Annotated in this window: 21 protein-coding genes and 1 pseudogene; 11 read left to right on the top strand and 11 right to left on the bottom strand. The window is 63.1% G+C overall.

The window, feature by feature from the left end; translation table 11 throughout:
• Window positions 1-444: 444 nt before the first annotated feature.
• From A9D13_RS05060 to A9D13_RS05050, 3 genes are all read right to left on the bottom strand, one after another.
• A complete protein-coding gene (locus tag A9D13_RS05060; RefSeq protein WP_083217030.1) occupies window positions 445-741 on the bottom strand; it encodes a hypothetical protein in 297 nt (98 codons plus the stop codon).
• Window positions 738-1,469: a hypothetical protein gene (locus A9D13_RS05055; protein WP_172808107.1), complete on the bottom strand. Its 732-nt coding sequence runs from the start codon at window positions 1,467-1,469 to the stop codon at window positions 738-740. Before A9D13_RS05055 ends, A9D13_RS05060 begins: the two co-directional genes overlap by 4 nt.
• A 119-nt stretch (window positions 1,470-1,588) precedes the next feature.
• Complete coding sequence (locus A9D13_RS05050) at window positions 1,589-1,921, bottom strand: mobilization protein (RefSeq protein WP_225900038.1); 333 nt, start codon at window positions 1,919-1,921, stop codon at window positions 1,589-1,591.
• Here A9D13_RS05050 and mobQ point away from each other — a divergent pair.
• From mobQ to A9D13_RS05035, 3 genes are all read left to right on the top strand, one after another.
• Window positions 1,805-2,851 (top strand): MobQ family relaxase, encoded by a 1,047-nt coding sequence (mobQ, locus tag A9D13_RS05045; protein ID WP_066771022.1) that lies wholly within the window; start codon window positions 1,805-1,807, stop codon window positions 2,849-2,851. The two genes, A9D13_RS05050 and mobQ, sit on opposite strands and share 117 nt — an antisense overlap.
• 63 nt (window positions 2,852-2,914) lie before the next feature.
• A complete protein-coding gene (locus A9D13_RS05040) occupies window positions 2,915-3,160 on the top strand; it encodes a type II toxin-antitoxin system ParD family antitoxin (protein ID WP_066609365.1) in 246 nt (81 codons plus the stop codon).
• On the top strand, window positions 3,153-3,443 hold the full coding sequence (locus A9D13_RS05035) for a type II toxin-antitoxin system RelE/ParE family toxin (protein ID WP_066609359.1): 291 nt from the start codon (window positions 3,153-3,155) through the stop codon (window positions 3,441-3,443). The genes A9D13_RS05040 and A9D13_RS05035 overlap by 8 nt, the downstream gene beginning before the upstream one ends.
• 4 nt (window positions 3,444-3,447) lie before the next feature.
• Here A9D13_RS05035 and A9D13_RS05030 read toward each other — a convergent pair whose 3' ends face one another.
• Complete coding sequence (locus A9D13_RS05030; RefSeq protein WP_066771020.1) at window positions 3,448-4,113, bottom strand: hypothetical protein; 666 nt, start codon at window positions 4,111-4,113, stop codon at window positions 3,448-3,450.
• Window positions 4,114-4,278: 165 nt separating this feature from the next.
• Here A9D13_RS05030 and A9D13_RS05025 point away from each other — a divergent pair, with 165 nt between their 5' ends.
• Together A9D13_RS05025 and A9D13_RS05020 are read left to right on the top strand one after the other, a co-directional pair.
• Window positions 4,279-7,188, top strand: a complete 2,910-nt coding sequence (locus A9D13_RS05025; protein ID WP_048938210.1) for a Tn3 family transposase — start codon at window positions 4,279-4,281, stop codon at window positions 7,186-7,188.
• Between the two features lie 142 nt (window positions 7,189-7,330).
• Window positions 7,331-8,197 (top strand): recombinase family protein, encoded by an 867-nt coding sequence (locus A9D13_RS05020; protein ID WP_006953933.1) that lies wholly within the window; start codon window positions 7,331-7,333, stop codon window positions 8,195-8,197.
• Window positions 8,198-8,760: 563 nt separating this feature from the next.
• On the opposite strand, the gene A9D13_RS05010 is transcribed toward A9D13_RS05020, so the two are convergent.
• The 3 genes from A9D13_RS05010 to A9D13_RS05000 form a co-directional block, all read right to left on the bottom strand.
• On the bottom strand, window positions 8,761-9,075 hold the full coding sequence (locus A9D13_RS05010; RefSeq protein ID WP_011950393.1) for a ribbon-helix-helix domain-containing protein: 315 nt from the start codon (window positions 9,073-9,075) through the stop codon (window positions 8,761-8,763).
• Window positions 9,072-9,725 carry a ParA family partition ATPase gene (gene parA / locus A9D13_RS05005; protein WP_011950392.1) on the bottom strand — a complete coding sequence of 218 codons (654 nt, stop codon included), beginning with the start codon at window positions 9,723-9,725 and terminating at the stop codon, window positions 9,072-9,074. The genes A9D13_RS05010 and parA overlap by 4 nt, the downstream gene beginning before the upstream one ends.
• Window positions 9,726-9,807: 82 nt before the next feature.
• Window positions 9,808-10,437 carry a transcription elongation protein SprT gene (locus A9D13_RS05000; protein ID WP_011950391.1) on the bottom strand — a complete coding sequence of 210 codons (630 nt, stop codon included), beginning with the start codon at window positions 10,435-10,437 and terminating at the stop codon, window positions 9,808-9,810.
• Window positions 10,438-10,855: 418 nt separating this feature from the next.
• Between A9D13_RS05000 and A9D13_RS04995 the strand changes: the two genes are divergently transcribed.
• From A9D13_RS04995 to A9D13_RS04985, 3 genes are read left to right on the top strand one after another with little or no spacing between them, the layout of a single operon-like run.
• Window positions 10,856-11,122: a type II toxin-antitoxin system RelB/DinJ family antitoxin gene (locus A9D13_RS04995; protein ID WP_011950390.1), complete on the top strand. Its 267-nt coding sequence runs from the start codon at window positions 10,856-10,858 to the stop codon at window positions 11,120-11,122.
• On the top strand, window positions 11,109-11,390 hold the full coding sequence (locus A9D13_RS04990) for a type II toxin-antitoxin system YafQ family toxin (RefSeq protein WP_004212931.1): 282 nt from the start codon (window positions 11,109-11,111) through the stop codon (window positions 11,388-11,390). The genes A9D13_RS04995 and A9D13_RS04990 overlap by 14 nt, the downstream gene beginning before the upstream one ends.
• A gap of 9 nt (window positions 11,391-11,399) precedes the next feature.
• On the top strand, window positions 11,400-12,020 hold the full coding sequence (locus A9D13_RS04985; protein ID WP_019086510.1) for a histidine phosphatase family protein: 621 nt from the start codon (window positions 11,400-11,402) through the stop codon (window positions 12,018-12,020).
• Here the strand turns inward: A9D13_RS04985 and A9D13_RS04980 are convergent.
• From A9D13_RS04980 to A9D13_RS04970, 3 genes are read right to left on the bottom strand one after another with little or no spacing between them, the layout of a single operon-like run.
• A complete protein-coding gene (locus tag A9D13_RS04980; protein WP_041380120.1) occupies window positions 12,017-12,979 on the bottom strand; it encodes a tyrosine-type recombinase/integrase in 963 nt (320 codons plus the stop codon). The two genes, A9D13_RS04985 and A9D13_RS04980, sit on opposite strands and share 4 nt — an antisense overlap.
• On the bottom strand, window positions 12,976-13,371 hold the full coding sequence (locus tag A9D13_RS04975; protein WP_041380118.1) for a CopG family transcriptional regulator: 396 nt from the start codon (window positions 13,369-13,371) through the stop codon (window positions 12,976-12,978). Before A9D13_RS04975 ends, A9D13_RS04980 begins: the two co-directional genes overlap by 4 nt.
• 37 nt (window positions 13,372-13,408) lie before the next feature.
• Window positions 13,409-13,771, bottom strand: coding sequence for a DUF7673 family protein (locus A9D13_RS04970; protein WP_041380198.1), 363 nt, complete (start codon window positions 13,769-13,771; stop codon window positions 13,409-13,411).
• Between the two features lie 255 nt (window positions 13,772-14,026).
• Between A9D13_RS04970 and A9D13_RS04965 the strand changes: the two genes are divergently transcribed.
• Window positions 14,027-14,395: a hypothetical protein gene (locus A9D13_RS04965; RefSeq protein ID WP_158305177.1), complete on the top strand. Its 369-nt coding sequence runs from the start codon at window positions 14,027-14,029 to the stop codon at window positions 14,393-14,395.
• A gap of 57 nt (window positions 14,396-14,452) precedes the next feature.
• A pseudogene (locus A9D13_RS04960) lies at window positions 14,453-15,484 on the top strand (TolC family protein); the annotation flags it as partial.
• A 30-nt stretch (window positions 15,485-15,514) separates the two neighbouring features.
• On the opposite strand, the gene A9D13_RS04955 reads toward A9D13_RS04960, so the two are convergent.
• The gene (locus A9D13_RS04955; protein ID WP_011950653.1) at window positions 15,515-16,075 is read right to left on the bottom strand and encodes a recombinase family protein; all 561 of its coding nucleotides are present in this window, start codon (window positions 16,073-16,075) and stop codon (window positions 15,515-15,517) included.
• A 131-nt stretch (window positions 16,076-16,206) separates the two neighbouring features.
• On the opposite strand from A9D13_RS04955, the gene A9D13_RS04950 reads away from it, so the two are divergent.
• Window positions 16,207-16,439, top strand: a 233-nt coding sequence (locus A9D13_RS04950) for a DUF4158 domain-containing protein (RefSeq protein WP_156521895.1), incomplete at its 3' end; no start/stop codon positions are given.

Genomic DNA, 16,439 nt, shown 5'->3' with positions numbered 1-16,439 from the left:
AAAGCAAGGCCGTTGATTTCGTTGGATTTCTCATCTCACAATTAAGGGCTACGCGACAACAATCGTTCGATGCGACAACACGGTCAAGTATCATGAGATGAGCGCGGCTAGCTCCTCACTTCACGCACCCCATTTCTCACGATACCCCACCCCATTTCTCACGATACCCCACCCCATTTCTCACGATACCCCACCCCAAAACTCATGATACCCCACCCCATTCCTCATAATAGGCTGGAATCGGCCTTTAAAATCAGTGGGATGCGACCCCCTTGAATCATAGAATCTAGAATCATGAATCACCGCGCGCGGAACGGAGGAGATTTAGATGGAATCGGCCAAAGGCCGATACGCCGATGGTGCGTGCCGGCTACGCCGTCACAGAGGCGGCCTATCGGCCGCTAGCTTGGCGAGGAAGGAGTTGGGAGCGAGGACGGTCCGCGATCATTCGGCGGTCGTCACGCGGCGAGGGGGTTTGCCGTTGCCATCGTGGACAACGACCGCGGACACGCCCGAGGCGGCAATGCGATCGATCAGGCGATCGGCATCCTCGTACTGGTCGCTTGGCCAGTCGCGGGCGACGTGGACGCGACCGTCGCCGATTTCGAGCGTCAGGTGCGAAATCGAAGGATCGAGGTCGAGCAGCCGCGCCATGTCGGCTTGGGTTTCGAGCGTGATGTGCCGGAGATCATCGCCGGTCATGATGAGCTGCCAGGTGCGGGTGCGATCATCGAAGCTCAAGGCCTGTACCATCCTGTGGTCGGCGCGGCGTAGCAAACGCGCTGACCGTCCTGTTTGGTTTTACTCCATCCCTTGCCCGAGCAGTTCGCGATGAGGGGGATGGTGGAAGTGCTGGTCTGGTCGAGCTGCCGGGCGAGCTTGCCGTTGACGGTGTTCGCCCAGCTGGCCGCAGCTACCTCGTCGCGGGCGCGGGCATAGCCCGATGCTTCACCGGCCCCGTTCCCGAGGTGATAGCCGTAACCCAGCGCAACAGGCACCAGCAGGGCGAAGCCGGCGAGCGCGCCGTTCCACCACCTGTCCCACCGGCGCCGGCGCAGCTCATGGACGCGGCGATCGGCGGCATCGGCGGCAAGACGATCGTTCAGGGCGGCGTGCGCGGCCGTGTCAGCATCGATCCGACGCCGCAGGGTCTCTCCCGCCCCGGCAAGGCCGTCTGCGGCCCCATGGCGCGCTCCAGCCTCCGCACGGGCTGCCAGAACCGCAGGATCGACCAGGCGGGCCGCTATGGCCGTGTCGCGGGCTTCCTCATCCTCGGCGCGCTGTGCGTCCCTGGCGGCGGCATCGGCGAGGCTGGCGCGCACGTCGGTCACCAGGTCGCGCAGGGTGCCGAAACCGGCAAGGATGCGCTGGATGTTGGTATCGAGGTGGGAGAAGAAGCTGTGCGCCTGGGCGGCGTCGGCGGCACCGCGCGCGCGACCGGCAGCAGAGGGCGGTGGGTCGGTGGGCATGTCGAACTCGGCCGGGTCGAACTTGCCGGTCGGGGGATCGTGGCGATCGGACCCGAGCAGATCACGCCCCCTTCCGCGTTCTACCGGGCGGCGGGGATCGTCGTCGCGGTCGCGGTCCATCAGCGGTCCTCCCCGGGCAGTGTCCACCCCTCGAACGGTTTCCTGTCCTGATCGCGGCTGATGCGGTGGGTCAGCTCGGTGACGATGCCGGCGAACCGCTGATCCTTGGTGGCGGCATCGAGTAGCAGGCCACCCAAGATGATCTTGCGGCGGGTATCGAGGCGACGGCCTTCGGTGGCGATCCGGGCGTTGAGCGCATCGAGGCGAGCCTTGGCCTGGGCAAGACGCTTCTTCGCCAGTTCGACAGATTCGGGAGTGGGGGCAGCGCGGTCGCGGCGGTCGCGTATCGTGCCGGCGTCTGCCTCGAAAACGAGCGCGACGGCCTGGTGCATGACTATACGCGGCGGGGCGGTGTCGAGGATACGTTCATCGTTGCGCCGGAAGGTGCGGAGTGGGCGCAGGACCGCTCCGCGCTGTGGAACGCAGCGGAGGCGGCGGAGAAGCGCAAGGACGCCAAGGTGGCGCGGGAGTATGAGCTGGCGCTGCCGGCCGAGCTAGACGCCGGCCAGCGCCGCGACCTGGTTCGTGCTTTCGCGGAGGATATCCGCGACCGCTACGGGGTGGCGGTCGATGCGGCTATCCATGCCCCCCATGATTACGGCGACGATCGCAACCACCATGCGCATGTCATGACGACGACGCGGATGGTGGACGCGCAGGGGCTGGGGGCGAAGACGCGCCAGCTCGACGTGCGATCGTCAGCGTCGATCGAGGTGGAGGAGATCCGGGCGAGCTGGGCGGCGCAGGTCAACGATGCGCTAGAACTGGCGCAGGTTGCCGAGCGGGTCGATCATCGCAGCTATGCCCGTCAGGGCGTCGAGATGGAGCCGACCGTGAAGATGGGCCATGCGTCAGCCGCGATCGAGCGTCGCGCCGAGCGCGAGCAGATCGCGGCCGGCGAGGAGCCGCACGCTGTCACTCCGCGCGGGCAGATGAACGAGGCGATCGAGGAGAAGCGCGGGCTGGGGGTCTATCTCGAGCGCGGGCGGGAGTGGCTGCAGGAGATGGGGCAGCGGGTGCGCGACCAAGCCGAGCTGGCGGCGCATGGCATGGCGAGCCTGGTGCAGGGCGCGGCGCGGACGATGCGGGCGGGGTTGCAGACTAGTGCCGGCGACGGGTTCGATGCGCTACCGGCGCTCGACCAGTCACCCCGGCGAGAACAGACGCCGGCGCTCGATCATGGTCAGGACGAGCGCGATCGACAGCGACAACGCCAGCGCGGGCATGACCGCGATGGGCCGGCTATCGGGTTCGGGCGGTAGCAGCTTTGAAAGCATCATAGCGTATGCTAAAACGCACCAATAGTATGATTCATGGAGGCTAATATGGCGACCGTGCGCAAGACCATTACCCTAACCGAACAGCAAAATTCATGGATTGCCGCCCAGATCGACGCAGGCAGCTACACCAACGACAGCGAGGCGATCCGCGACCTCATCCGGCGTGAGCAGGAGCGCGGACTCGAGATCGAGAGTATTCGTCAGGCGCTGATCGAGGGTGAGCAGAGTGGGGAGCCGGAGCTGTTCGATTTCGCTGCGTTCAAGCGGCGCAAAGCCGAGCAGCATGGCTGAATACCGGCTTAGTCCGAGAGCGCAGCGCGACCTCGACACGATATTCGACTACACCGTGGCGCATTGGGATTTGTCCCAGGCGATGCGCTACACCGACCTCATCGAAGCCGCTTGCGCCAATCTGGCCGAAGCGCCGCAGCAGGCGCAGGGCTGCGCCAATATCCGGCCCGGTTATCGGCGGCGGGGCGTCGAGCAGCATGTCATCTATTTTCGGCTGACCAGCTACGGCATCGCCGTTATCCGTATCCTGCATCAGCGCATGGATGCGGCCCGCCACCTGTAAATGTTCAGGGTTCCTCCTTACGTCCCTCCATGTCGTAAAGCATTACATCGTCACGCCCCGTCATCATTCCATATTTGAGGGAAGTCGTGTTGATTGTTGCCAAGCTGTTCTCAACGACCATCGTGGTGACGTGAAGACAATCGAGGTAGCGAAGGGTGGGTTCGACGCTATTTTCTCTCATGTAACGGACTACGAAATCCGGTGACCAAACCACGCCGCCGCCCTGTTGACCGACTAAAACGTCATTGGTCTGGAGGGAGTGAGACGCGCCACCCTGTCCGTTCTGAAAGATGCTTTCTCGGATCATCTTGCCATTGATGGATTGGCAGGAGTAGCCGCCTCGAACGGCATCGTCTCCAATACCGATTGCCGGATCGGTGTAACGGGCTTTGATATACCGGCTCGCGAAGACCGTAGGCGGTTCCATGTCGCCGACCTGGACCAGCGTCGATGCGCTCAAGCAATCCCACCGGCCCTTACTCGGCCAGCACCGCTCGGCCTGTTCGTTCGCGAATTTCTCGCTCGGCGACGCCTCCAACCAACCCCAACTCCCATCGGGGAGCTTCTTCCAAGGATGTTTCGGCGTCTGTTCTACGGCCTGCTTTTGGCCGTTGTCGGAGGCTGCATGACAACCGGCAACGGCTAATGCTGCGATGACAAGAAATCTCATTTTCAGCCTACTGCTTGTTCGGGAAGCGGAAGGTCACTTCCTGGCCCAGTCGGCCCCAAGCTGCGATTTTGGCCAAGTCGGAGAACGTTTTGGGAACGTGGCATTCGGTATTGACGATGGAAATCATAGAAGAGGACAGTTCGCTCCATCATAGGGAGTGGGTTGATGGATCGGAGTATTCCGGGCGGGGATTTGATCGGACGATGGAGCCTGAGCTTTGCCGATATTGATTTTGTAAATTCGAAGCCGGCCCTGACGCGCCTTGGCCTCGCCGCGCAGCTGAAATTCTTCGCTTCCCTGGGGTTTTTCGCGATCGATCCCGGCTCAATCCCTACCGATGGCCTCTCGTATCTGGCCGAGCAACTCGGTGTCGAGGCTGGCGAGATAGCCGGTTATGACTTTTCCAGTCGGACAGCACGACGGCATTGTGCGGAGATCCTGATCCATCTTGGATATCACCGCATGAAGCGGGTGGATCGCGCGCAATTGACGGAATGGATTGCTGGCGAGCTGTGCCCGGGCGGCCAGTCGATCAATGCCATGCTTGAGCATGTTTTCCTGTGGTGCCGGGACCGGCGTATTTATGGGCCGTCGCGCAAGGAGCTTGAACGTGTCGTTCGCTCACAACGGCAAGATTATCTGGACACCTGGCTGATCGGAACCAGTGATCGGCTTTCGTCAGATGCGGTGGCGTTATTGGAAGCCTCGCTTGCCGATCCGGACAGCTCGACCGGATTCAACAGGATGAAGGGTGACGCCGGACAGGCAACGCTCGACAACATTCTCGACGTGACCGAGAAACTCGCCTTTATCCAGAGACTTGATCTTCCCCATGATCTCCTGACGGCTACGGGCAAGCCATGGGTCGATCAGATTGTTCGCCGCGTTGCCGGTGAAAAGGCCTCGGAGATGCGCCGGCATGCGCCGGCGCGACAGCTCGGCCTTTATGCGATTTATCTAATGTCGCGGGAGGCGCAACTCACTGACGCGATGATCGACCTGCTGATCGAAACCGTTCACAAGATCGGAACGCGCTCGAAACGCAAGGTGGTGGGCGATATCGCGAAAGACATCGAGCGGGTCTATGGAAAGGAGCGCCTGCTGGTCGAGATCGCCAGCGCCTCGATCAATGAACCATCGGGGCGCATCTGCGATGTCATTTTCCCGATCGCCGGTAAGGCCAAGCTGGCGGCGATCGTCAAGGAGAGCCATGCGAAGGGCGCTCTGGACCGGCGCATCTACAAGGTGATGCGTGGTTCCTGGGCCAATCATTACCGGCGCATGCTGCCAAGCCTGCTTTCCGTACTTGAGTTCCGGTCGAACAACGCGGTGTGGCGGCCGGTCCTGGCGGCCCTCGACTGGATCAGGAGCAAGGTGGATGGCGGATGCCGCTTCGTGCCATTGCAGGATGTTCCGATCGATGAGGTGATTCCAGCGCGATGGCGCAGTTCCGTCATTGATGACGATGGGCGGGTAAACCGGATCAGCTATGAGCTTTGCGTCCTGACGCAACTGCGCGACCGCATCCGCTCCAAAGAAATCTGGGTGGTCGGGGCGGATCGCTATCGCAATCCCGATGACGATCTTCCCAAGGACTTCGAGATCAGGCGAGATGCGTACTATTCCGGCCTCAGCCTGACGCCAGATGCGCAGGCGTTTTGCGCCTCGATCCGGGAGGAGCTTGAACGGGAACTGTTGCTCCTCAATGCCAATATTCCACAAAACGACAAGGTCCGGCTCCTGTGGCGCGGCGACAACCGGATATCGATTACACCGTTCAAGCCCTTGCCCGAACCGAAGGGTCTCGCTTCGATCAAAAGCGAGATCGGTCAGCGCTGGCCGATGACCGGACTGCTGGACGTGTTGAAAGAGGCTGCTCTGGACACGGGATTGATGGATGCTTTCGAAACGTCGGCCTCGCGGGTTACCCTGTCGAAAGCAGCCTTGGCTCAGCGTCTTTTGCTGTGTCTCTATGGCTTGGGCACGAACGCCGGGCTCAAGCGGGTCGCTGGCGCAACACCCGATGTCAGTTACGAGGAATTGCTGCATGTCCATCGCCGTTTCATCCACGCGCCAGCGCTGAGGGAGGCGTGCGCGCGGGTAGCAAACGCGACACTGGCAATCCGCAATGCCGCAGTATGGGGAGATGCGGGCACGGCATGCGCGTCCGATTCAACGAAGTTCGGCGCGTGGGACCGCAACCTGATGACGGAATGGCACGCCCGCTATGGCGGCCGTGGCGTCATGATCTACTGGCATGTGGAGAAGCGCGCGACCTGCGTTTATTCCCAGCTCAAGCGGTGCTCTTCCTCGGAGGTCGCCTCCATGATCGAAGGCGTGCTACGCCATTGCACCGACATGGAAATCCAGCGCCAGTACGTCGATAGCCACGGCCAGAGCGCAGTCGGCTTTGCGTTCTGCCGACTCCTTGGATTTGAGCTTGCCCCGCGGCTGAAAGCAGTGGCACGCCAGAAACTGGCCCTTCCCCAAGCCGGCATGCGCACGCGGCTTTCCAATTTACTGCCGATCCTCTCCAGCCCGATCGACTGGGACGAGATCGAGCAACAATATGACGAAATGGTCAAATATGCCGCTGCCATGCAATCGCGCACCGCCGATCCGGAAGCGATCCTGCTCCGGTTTGCCAGAGCCGAAGTGATGCACCCGACCTACAAGGCGCTGAGTGAACTCGGCCGCGCGGTCAAAACAATCTTCCTATGCCGGTATTTGCGTCAGGAGGCATTCCGCCGCGAGATCCACGAAGGGCTGAATGTGGTTGAGAACTGGAACGGCGCTAATGGTTTCGTGTTCTTCGGCAAGGGCGGCGAGATCGCCACCAACCGCATCCATGAGCAGGAAATCTCCGTTCTGGCGCTACACCTCCTGCAAGCGTCGCTGGTGTATGTGAACACCCGCATGCTTCAGACCGTACTGGTTGAGCCGAAGTGGGCGGGGCGGATGACGCCGGAAGATTATCGTGGTCTCACGCCGTTGATCTACAGTCATGTGAACCCTTATGGCCGCTTCGACCTCGACCTGAACGACCGGATTGATTTTGGACGGCTTGCAGCGTGAGGCGGCTGATCGGCCTATAACATTTGGGTACACCCCAGAGTGATAGGGCCGAGTGACACCATTCGTCTGTCACAAAAGGGTGGGTTTGCGCTCAATGTGACGATACACTGCAAGAGCCACCCTAATGTGACGGATTTTGCACTTGGCTCGTATCGGATATGCCCGCGTCAGCACCACGGACCAGGATCTGGATATCCAGATTGGCCGCCTCAAGAATGCAGGTTGCGAAATTATCCGTTCCGAGACCGGATCGGGGGCCTCGCGGAGCGGGCGCACGGAACTGGAAACGATCATGCAGTTTATGCACACCGGCGACGAGCTGGTCGTGCTGCGGCTCGACCGGCTCGGCCGCTCCACGCGCGATGTCCTGAACCTGGTGCATGAGCTTGATGAAAAGGGAGCTTCGCTGCGCATCCTTGAGCCAGAGGTGACGACGGCGGGCGACATGGGGCGAATGGTCATCACCATACTCGGCATGGTCGCCGATATGGAGCTGAAGTTCATCAAGGATCGTCAGCGCGCCGGGATCGAAGCGGCGCGCGCCGAAGGCGTTTACAAAGGCCGGAAGAAGAACGTCGATGACGATGAAATCCGCCGTCGCCTTGCCGCCGGCGCCAGCAAGGCCCGCGTTGCCCGCGACCTGAAGGTCTCACGAATGACCGTCTATCGGGCGCTCGACATTATTCCGTCACAGACCAAACTGCCGGAAAAGCCGCCCACTGCCAGCATCGCCCTGCATCTGATTATCGAGAACTTCAACAAGCGTGGAAGAGGTAGAAAACCCGCTCGGGAGCGGATTGAGGCGATGCTGGAACGCGACTACGCCATGGTAAAAAACGGCAATTGTGATTACAAACTGACCGTCGCCTATGACCCCGATCCGGATGGCATTTCCCTTGATGAGGAAATCCAAAGCCTCCTCTCCGAGATGTTCAACATCGCAGAGAGCTACAATTGCTCCATGGAAGCCGATATCTACGAGGTCGGTGGTCAGCAACGGTCCTGGTAGAATCAATCAAGCGTTCAGTGTTCGTTCTTCAACCTGGCCAAAATCGCAGCTTCGGGCCGACTGGGCCTAATAACTACCATGGCGTGATTGCTTCGCCGAAAATCGTGGCGGCAATAGGACAGTGTCGTGGCGTTAACTGCCATGTTTGCATGTGAACATGACGACATTGAGTTTAACTTCGGCCCAGGCTCCTTCCGATCAACCAAAGGTGGAAAACATGGGCCGCCACGAACGCGCCTCCAATAAAGATCAGGGACGGTAACAGCATCCCCTCCTGCCCCGGCCTCGGCGTTAGGGTCATCGCTGCAACATTGAACAGCCCCAGCACACAGATCGCAAGGAAGGGCGTGAAGCTGAGAGCTAGAACGCGAGGTGCGGACCAATTCACCAAATTGGAAAGCGGCTCTGATCGTGAAAGCCGCTATTGCATCGGCAGTTCCTTTCCTGCCGGAAACGGGCGTTTGCCCGGATGGACAATCCGATCATCACCAGTGCGAAGATGGCGGACACGATTAGCACGGCATGAGTTTTCCCCTAAGCTATATGTTTGCATGTGAACATGCTCACTTGCCTACAGGACTTTCCCCCATCTTTCGGAGCCAGTCGTTGAACGCCTCGGCCATCGCGTCCTGCAAGCTCATGCCGTGCTTGCGGGCGGTCATGTGCATGGCGAACGACATTTCCGGGCTGAAATAGCCCGTCATCGCCTTCTTGCCCTGACGGCTCGGCGCAACCGGGCTGCTGCTCGAACTGCTGCCGGTGCCTACGCCAGTGCTGCGGGCGGTCAGCGCGGCCGCCCTTCCCTCCGGCTCGGTCGACGCCGGCGTTGGTGCGGGATCGCGATCCCGCAATGCAAGCAATGATCCCTTCCGGCTCATGCGCTGGCCCTCCGCTTCGTTGATGCTTGCATGTTTACATGCTCGCATGTCCACTTGTAAAGCTGGCGCACCTCGTCTGCCGCCTTGCCGTCCGGCTCGATCTCCATCGCGGTTTTCCCCTCGGCCGCCGCGTGACGGAACGCGGCACGATCCGCAACACGGTGCGGGCAGGCGTCCAGCCCATAATCCTGCACAAGCTGCGTCGCTTCCTCATACATGCGCGGCGCGGTCGGGCTTCCCGCCGTGAAGATCACGAAAGCGGGCTTGCCGCGCATCTTCACAAGGCTGGCGGTCGTCTTGATCGCGGCCAGGTCGAACGCGCTCGGCCGACATGGGATCAGCACCAGGTCGGCCGCCTCGACGGCGGCGCTGGCGGCGCTGTCGGCATGGGGCGGGGTGTCGATCACGATGAACGCTGCGCCTTGCGCCCTCGCCTGCTCGATCTTGGCGGCAAGGCGAGGGGGGGCGCTGTCGATCACGACCGGGGGCGCATCCTTGCGCCACGCCGCCCACTGGCTCGCTGTCGCCTGCGGGTCGAGGTCGATCACCAGCGCGGTATGGCCAGCATCCTCGGCGGCGGCGGCCAGATGCAGGGCGAGGGTGGTTTTCCCCGCACCACCCTTCTGGCTGATAATGGCGATTGTTGGCATGTGAATATCCTTACATGACCGCATGTTTGCATGTGGGCATAGTGCAAGCCGTGCCTGAATGAAAGGGGCAGGGGGAGGACGCTTAACCACCCTCGTCATCGTCGGCGTCCAGCGGCTCATGCTGCATGATCCCGTGCCCTTCAATCGGGCAAAGCGGCGCTCCGGCCAATTCCAGCCACTTGCGCGCGGTCCTCACAGTATAGCCGCACGTCGCGCACTCGCATTTCAGCATCCGGGTTTTCTGCTTCTTGGGCGCGGTCGACTCCCCGCCGGTGTCGAGATGGGCATGGGGGAGGGAGCCAGCGGCCTCAAGGATCGGTGCGATGGCCGCAAGTAAGGCGTCGCCGGGAGTGGTGGCGCGCATCGGCCCGACAAGGCCCAGCCCAAGCGCGACCCGTTTAAACGCCTTCCCATGCCCTGCCGGGATGCCGACAGCGGCATGGACCAGCTCGTGGGCGAGGATGGCGGCGATCTGCGCGGGCATGGCGTCAGGCGCATGCGCTAGGTCCGGGCGGATGAAGATTTCAAAATGCCCGTCCGCGCTGAGCCGGTTGTCCCAGCACTCACCGATCGCCTTGCCCTTCGCGCCTCTACTGGTGAAGCCGATCGCCACGCGCACGCGGTCGGGCAGGGGGGCGTCCAGCGCCTCGAACAGCGGAGCCATGCCCTGCGCCACGGCATTGAGCCAGCTTTCGCGGGTTTCGTGGGTCATCGTCTTTACTCCCTTCAAATCGCCTGTCCGGCGATGGCCATGCCATCGGCCGGAACACGGACGCCCAAGAACGCCGGCGGGAGAGGGGGGCAGCGGGAATCGACGGGGTGGAGCGGCCGCAGCGTAGCGAGGCACGGCCCGTCTATCCCGTTGCGGGGGAGAGGCGGCCGGGACCGCCTTTCCCCCTTCAAACAGGATCGGCGCCGGCGCACGCCGGCATTGCTGCGCGAGATCCGCGCAGCGATCTCGCTTCCGCCATGTGGATCGTCACCTTGGGCCAAGACCGCTTGCGGGCTTGGGGAGCGTGAGCGACTAGAGCCACGATGCCGCGTCAGCGGCAGGCGCATAATCACCGCACCCATTGCCAAAATCAGATTTTGTGACTACGTTGGGACTACGTTTTCAGAAGGAAATCCCAATGGCTGTTTCCGACACCTATGTCCGCGCCAGGATCGACAATACGACGAAGGAACGCGCCACCGCCGCGCTGGGCGCGATGGGCCTTTCGATCTCCGACGCTATCCGACTGTTGATGCTGCGTATCGCCGACGAACGGCGCTTGCCTTTCGAGGTCAAGGTTCCGAACGCCGCGACACGCGAGGCAATGGCAGAGCTGGCGGCGGGGAAGGGGACCAAGTTCGCCAGCGTCGATGCGCTGATGGCGGACCTCCGTGCGGACGATTGATCGTTCGACCCGGTTCAAGCGCGACTACAAGCGGGAATCAAAGGGCCGGCATCGAGCGACCCTCGATGCCGATCTTCTGCCTGTCCTGGCCGCGCTCGCGACCGACACGCCGCTTGATCCCAAATACCGCGACCATGATCTGAGCGGCGATTGGGCGGGCTACCGCGATTGCCACGTCAAGCCCGATCTGGTGCTGATCTACGCCAAGCCCGACGACGAAACGCTGCGCCTCGCGCGCCTTGGCTCGCATAGCGAGGTATTCGGATAGATGACGCACATGCGGGCGATCTTCATCCGCCACGGCGAATCCACCGGCAACGCCGGCGTGCCGTGCCATGATCTCGCGGCGATCGAGCTGACGGAGCGCGGCCACGAACAAGCGCGCCAGGTCGCGGCGAGCTGGACGCAAGCGCCCGCGCTCATCGTCACGTCGCCCTATACCCGCACCCGGCAGACGGCCGCGCCGACGATAGCGCGCTTTCCTGGCGTGCCGGTCGAAGTGTGGCCGATCGAAGAATTTACCTATCTGCAACCGGCGCGCTGGAACGGCACGCGCAGCGCCGAACGGATGCCGCACCTCGAACGCTATTGGAGCGCGGCCGATCCGGACTATTGCGACGGGGAAGGGGCGGAGAGTTTCCGCGCCTTGCTCGGGCGCTGCGAGGCGGCGCTGGCCCGCCTCGCGGCCATGCCGCCCGCTTCGCTCGTCTATGTGTTCGGACATGGGCAGTTCATCCAGGCCGCGCGCGCGATCGTCGCCGACGCCGATCTGGACGAGCGCGCCAAGATGCGCGCCTTCTGGCGCAAGGGCGAGCCGCCCGCGATCAGCAACGCGCAGCGGCTAGGGTTTCATTGGGATGGCGACCGCTGGGCGTGTGCGCCGGCGATCGCCGCCTAGATCAACACCCGCTCCACCTCGTCCAGCGTCACGTCATCGGGTCTCCGGTCGTAAAGCTGGGTGGTGCGCGTCGAGCTGTGGTTTGCCATCGTCGCGGCCGTCTCCAACGTGCCGCCGTTTTTCAGATAGGTGGTGATCCCGGTCGCGCGGAACGAATGGTTGCCGATCGCCGTCCCGATCTCGGCCGCGCCCGCGCGCCGGCGCACCATCGCGAACGCATTGGCTTGGGGCAGGGGGGTATCGCTGAGGCGCTTAGTGCCGCGCGCGATCGTGCGGAACAGCGGCCCTTTGCGGTCTTCGCGCAACTCGCACCCGTCGAGATATTCAGCGAGATAATGCTCAAGGTTGTGGTGGCAGGGCATTTCATGGCGCTTGCCGCCCTTCTCGTGCAGGCGCACCCAAAGCCTGCGATTCTGCACGAACACGTCCTCCACCCGCATCGCGAGCGCCGCGCCGATCCGTGCGAATGAATAGACCATCAATCCAATCAGGGCGCGGTCGCGCAGGCCCGCCGGCGTCGTCACGTCGATGGTATCGAGCAGCCGCCGCGCCTCGTCGGGGGCGAGCACCGGCGTCTTGCCGCGCCGCTGGCTATGCGCCGGCCCGCGCACCGATCCGGCAGGATTCACCGGCACGATATGGCCCGTTACCAGCCAGTCGAACAGGTGGCGCACGCCGGCGAGCTGCTGCTTGACGCTGGGCGCGGCCAGCTCGCGCCCCAGCGCCTCGACCCAGGCCGCGACGTGGAGCGGTTGCACGCCAGCGAGAGAGGCAACGCCGCGCGCCTCGCACCAGGCCAGGAAGTCGCCCGCCGCGCGCGCATAGGCACGGCGCGTATGCGGATTGCGGATGGTGACGGCGAAGAACTCAAGGAAGCGCAGCCGCGTGGCGTCGTCGGCCGCCGCGATCAAGGCCGGCAACGCCAGCGCGGGCGAGGGTAGGAGGGCGAGCTGGTTCATCGTGCGATCTTCTGCCAGCGGGCCGGCTCGCGGCGGGGCTTCGCCAGCTCCCGGCGCAATTCGTCAAACACCTCATCGGCGGGACGAACGCGGCCCGCCTTCACGTCCTCAAGCCCGCGTCCAACCGACTCGTCCAATATCCGGCGCAACAGCTCGTCGCGCAAATCGCGGTGCGGCTCCATCTCGATGAAGTTCTGGACGATCGCGAACACCGCCTCGGACGGATCAACGAAATGGCCCCGCTCGACCTGCGCCAACAGCCAATCGGCCATGTCGCCGGGTAGATACACCTCGAAACGCAGCCCGCCCCCGCGCGCCTGCTCGCGCAGCGCCTTGGCCTGGTCGCGCTCGGCGCAGTTGTCGGCAAAAGCCTCGTCGTCATTTTCGATCATGCCGGCATCCCTTTTTACGGTGGATCTTCGGAGACGTTTAAACGCTCTCGGCGGGGTCGCCGCGATAGCGCACCCAAAGGTCGTGCATCGCGTCGCGGTAACCCCAGGCATCGGCATAGGTGGTCGACTCCTGCGCCAGATAGGCCATGACCGTCAGCATATCCTCGGCAATGACGGCATCGACGTTGCAAAGATGCAGGATCGGGAAATGCCCGCACTCGTCGCCATTCCACCAGGCCAACAGAAAATCCGCGACCTTGGCCGACGCGCCGGTCTCGGCCGCGCGCGTGGGCGGCAGCGCGATCGGCAGCAAGCGGCCGATCGCCGCGCCGGCCTCATCGAAGCTTACGGTCCGGATGACAGGGCGGCGCTGCGGCGGTGTCGAGGCCGTCTCGGGCATGGCGATCATGGTCCCCTGAATGTGTGATAATGTCCTTTATCATACATAGAATGTGGCGTGAATCCCGCGCGGCACGATTGCGGTTTCGCCTCTGGCGCTGAGCCGCCATGAAAGCTCCATGATGACATTCAGATTTCGACGGGGATGGGGATGGCTGCTGCTGGCTGCGCTGACGCTCTCCACCATCAGCGACGAAATCACGGAGGCCATCCCGGCGTGGCGCGAGGCGCGATCGGTTCCTCCGGAAGTTCTACGATGACTTTGCGCGCCATTTCACTTAAACGAATCTCAATGCTGCGTAAGTTGTGGTCCCTTTTGCTTGTCATGATCGCGTCATCCCTGGTGGTGACGGGAACCGTGCACGCGCAGGAGAGACCGGGCGCTATCACGATCGAGTGCAGCGGCGCCGTGCATAGCGAAGGCGATGCCGATCAGTCGCAGGGCGATTCTGATAAGGCCGTTCCGCACCACCACGGCACATGCCATGGGCCGTCGCTGAACCTTCCCGCAACCGATGAGCTGGCGGCGATGGCCCGTGCCGGCGGTATGCGCCCATTTGCCGGTTCCGACGCGGCCATCGCATCGCGCTTGGTCGATCCTGGGCTGAGGCCGCCCACCGCCTGACATCTTCCGCTGGCCGGCATCAGCCGGCTCGACGCAATTTGTCAGGATCACCAGATAATGAAAAAGTTGATCGCGGCCGTATTGGCTGCGGCGTCCTGCGCATCGATCGCGCAGGCGCAAGCACAGGCGCAACAAGCGCCGGTCCCGGCTGCGCCAACATCGGCACAGCCCATGCCGGCTTTCACGCTCGATCAGGCCGTGTTGGCGGCAGGTGGGTCGGCACCGGCCAACGCGGCGGCAGCAGCGGGCATCGAAGCCGCACAGGCTGGACGCTCCGTCGCGGGCCTCCGCCCCAATCCGACCTTTCAGGGTCAGGTCGAGAATGTCGTGGGTTCCGGGCCTTATCGGGGGCTGCGGAGCGCTGAAACGACGGTCGGGGTTGCGATCCCGATCGAGCTGGGCGGCAAGCGAAGCGCGCGTGTCGCCGTCGCCGGCGCGCAGCTATCTCGGGCGCAGCTCCAAGCCGCGATCGCAGAGGCCGATATCCGCGTGCAGGTGACGCAGCTCTATGTCGAGGCGGTCGCGGCCGAACGCCGCTTGGCGACGGCACGCGACCAAGCCCGGATCGCGGCGGAAGTCCTGCGCGGCGCCGGGGTCCGCGTTCAGGCGGGCCGGGCATCGCCGCTCGAACAGCAGCGCGCCGACGTGGCGCGGATCAACGCGGATGCCAACGTCGAGCGGCTGACGCGGCTTGCGGAGGCGGCCAGGACCAATCTCGCGCGCCGGATCGGTCGTCCGATAGATGGCGCGCTGGACGTAACACTGCTCGATCGCCTCCCTGCCGCGACCTTCGGGCCGGTCGCCCCGCCAAGTGCGCAAGGCACGCTGGCGCTGGCGGCGGCCGATGCCGATCTGGCCATCGCCGACGCCGGCATCCGGCTTGCTCGGGCCAATCGGGTGCCCGACATCAACGTCGGACCGGCGCTGCGGCGACTGGAAGCGACCAACGACACCGCCGCGGTGTTCGCGATCTCGATCCCGATCCCGGTGTTCAACAATGGCCGGGCCGCCATCGCGCAGGCGACCGCTGAGCGGACGCGGGCGGACGCGGTGCGGCGCGTAACCGCGCTCGATGTCGAGCAGGCTATGGGTCGTGCGGCTGAGCGGAACAGGAAAGTGTCATAAGGCACTGTTTGGCTCGATACAGCGATAGATGGTGGCCGGGTGAACGTTGAAGGTCCTTGCGACGGCGCTAATGGACTTACCCTCGAGAACGAGTTGGCGAGCGAGCTCCGCCTGATCTGGGCGCATTTTCTTTGGGCGTCCGAAGCTCACACCGCGCGCCATCGCCGCCTTTCGCCCCTCCTCGGTTCGGCTCAATATGAGAGTCCGCTCGAACTGGGCGATCCCAGCGAATACGGTCATGATCATCACGCCAGACGGGGACGTGGTATCGGCCCAAGGTTCATCAAGCGATTGTAATCCTGCCTGCTTTTCCTTGATGCGTTCCGCGATGTGCAGGAGTTCGATGGTGGATCGCGCCAAACGATCGAGGCGGGCGACGACGAGAACATCGTCTTTGCGCAGGTGACCCATCAGCTTTTCAAGCTCGGGCCGGCCACGAGCGGCCCCCGATATTTTCTCTTCGAACATCATTTCACAGCCCGCCTCCGAGAGCCGACCGCGCTGGATTTCCAAGTTCTGATCCTCGGTGGAAACGCGCGCGTAGCCGAGCTTCATGCGACTGCTCCAGATATTGTGCGAAAGTTACTGCAAAACAATTTTGTTTCGCACATATGTTTTGCGAAGAAATTCGCCTTGTTTATCGGCATGGGCCGTCCCCTTCGCAAAAGTTGAAAGTTTCGCACGGTATGCCCACCCGTCACCTCACTGACGCCCAGCGTCAGGGCTTTGCCCGCTTTGATGGCGAACCGTCGGCCGATCAACTCGCGCGATATTTCCATCTGGACCAAACTGATCGCGACCTCATTGGAACTCTGCGCGGCGACCACAATCGGCTCGGCTTTGCCGTGATGCTGACGAGCGCCCGGTTTCTGGGCGCATTTCCAGTCTCGCCCGCCGAGATCCCAGCGTCGGTCCTGGC

Source organism: Croceicoccus mobilis (assembly GCF_001661965.1).
GTDB lineage: Bacteria > Pseudomonadota > Alphaproteobacteria > Sphingomonadales > Sphingomonadaceae > Croceicoccus > Croceicoccus mobilis.
Note: the sequence above shows the minus strand (reverse complement) of the source record. Positions and strands in the feature narration are given on the sequence as shown.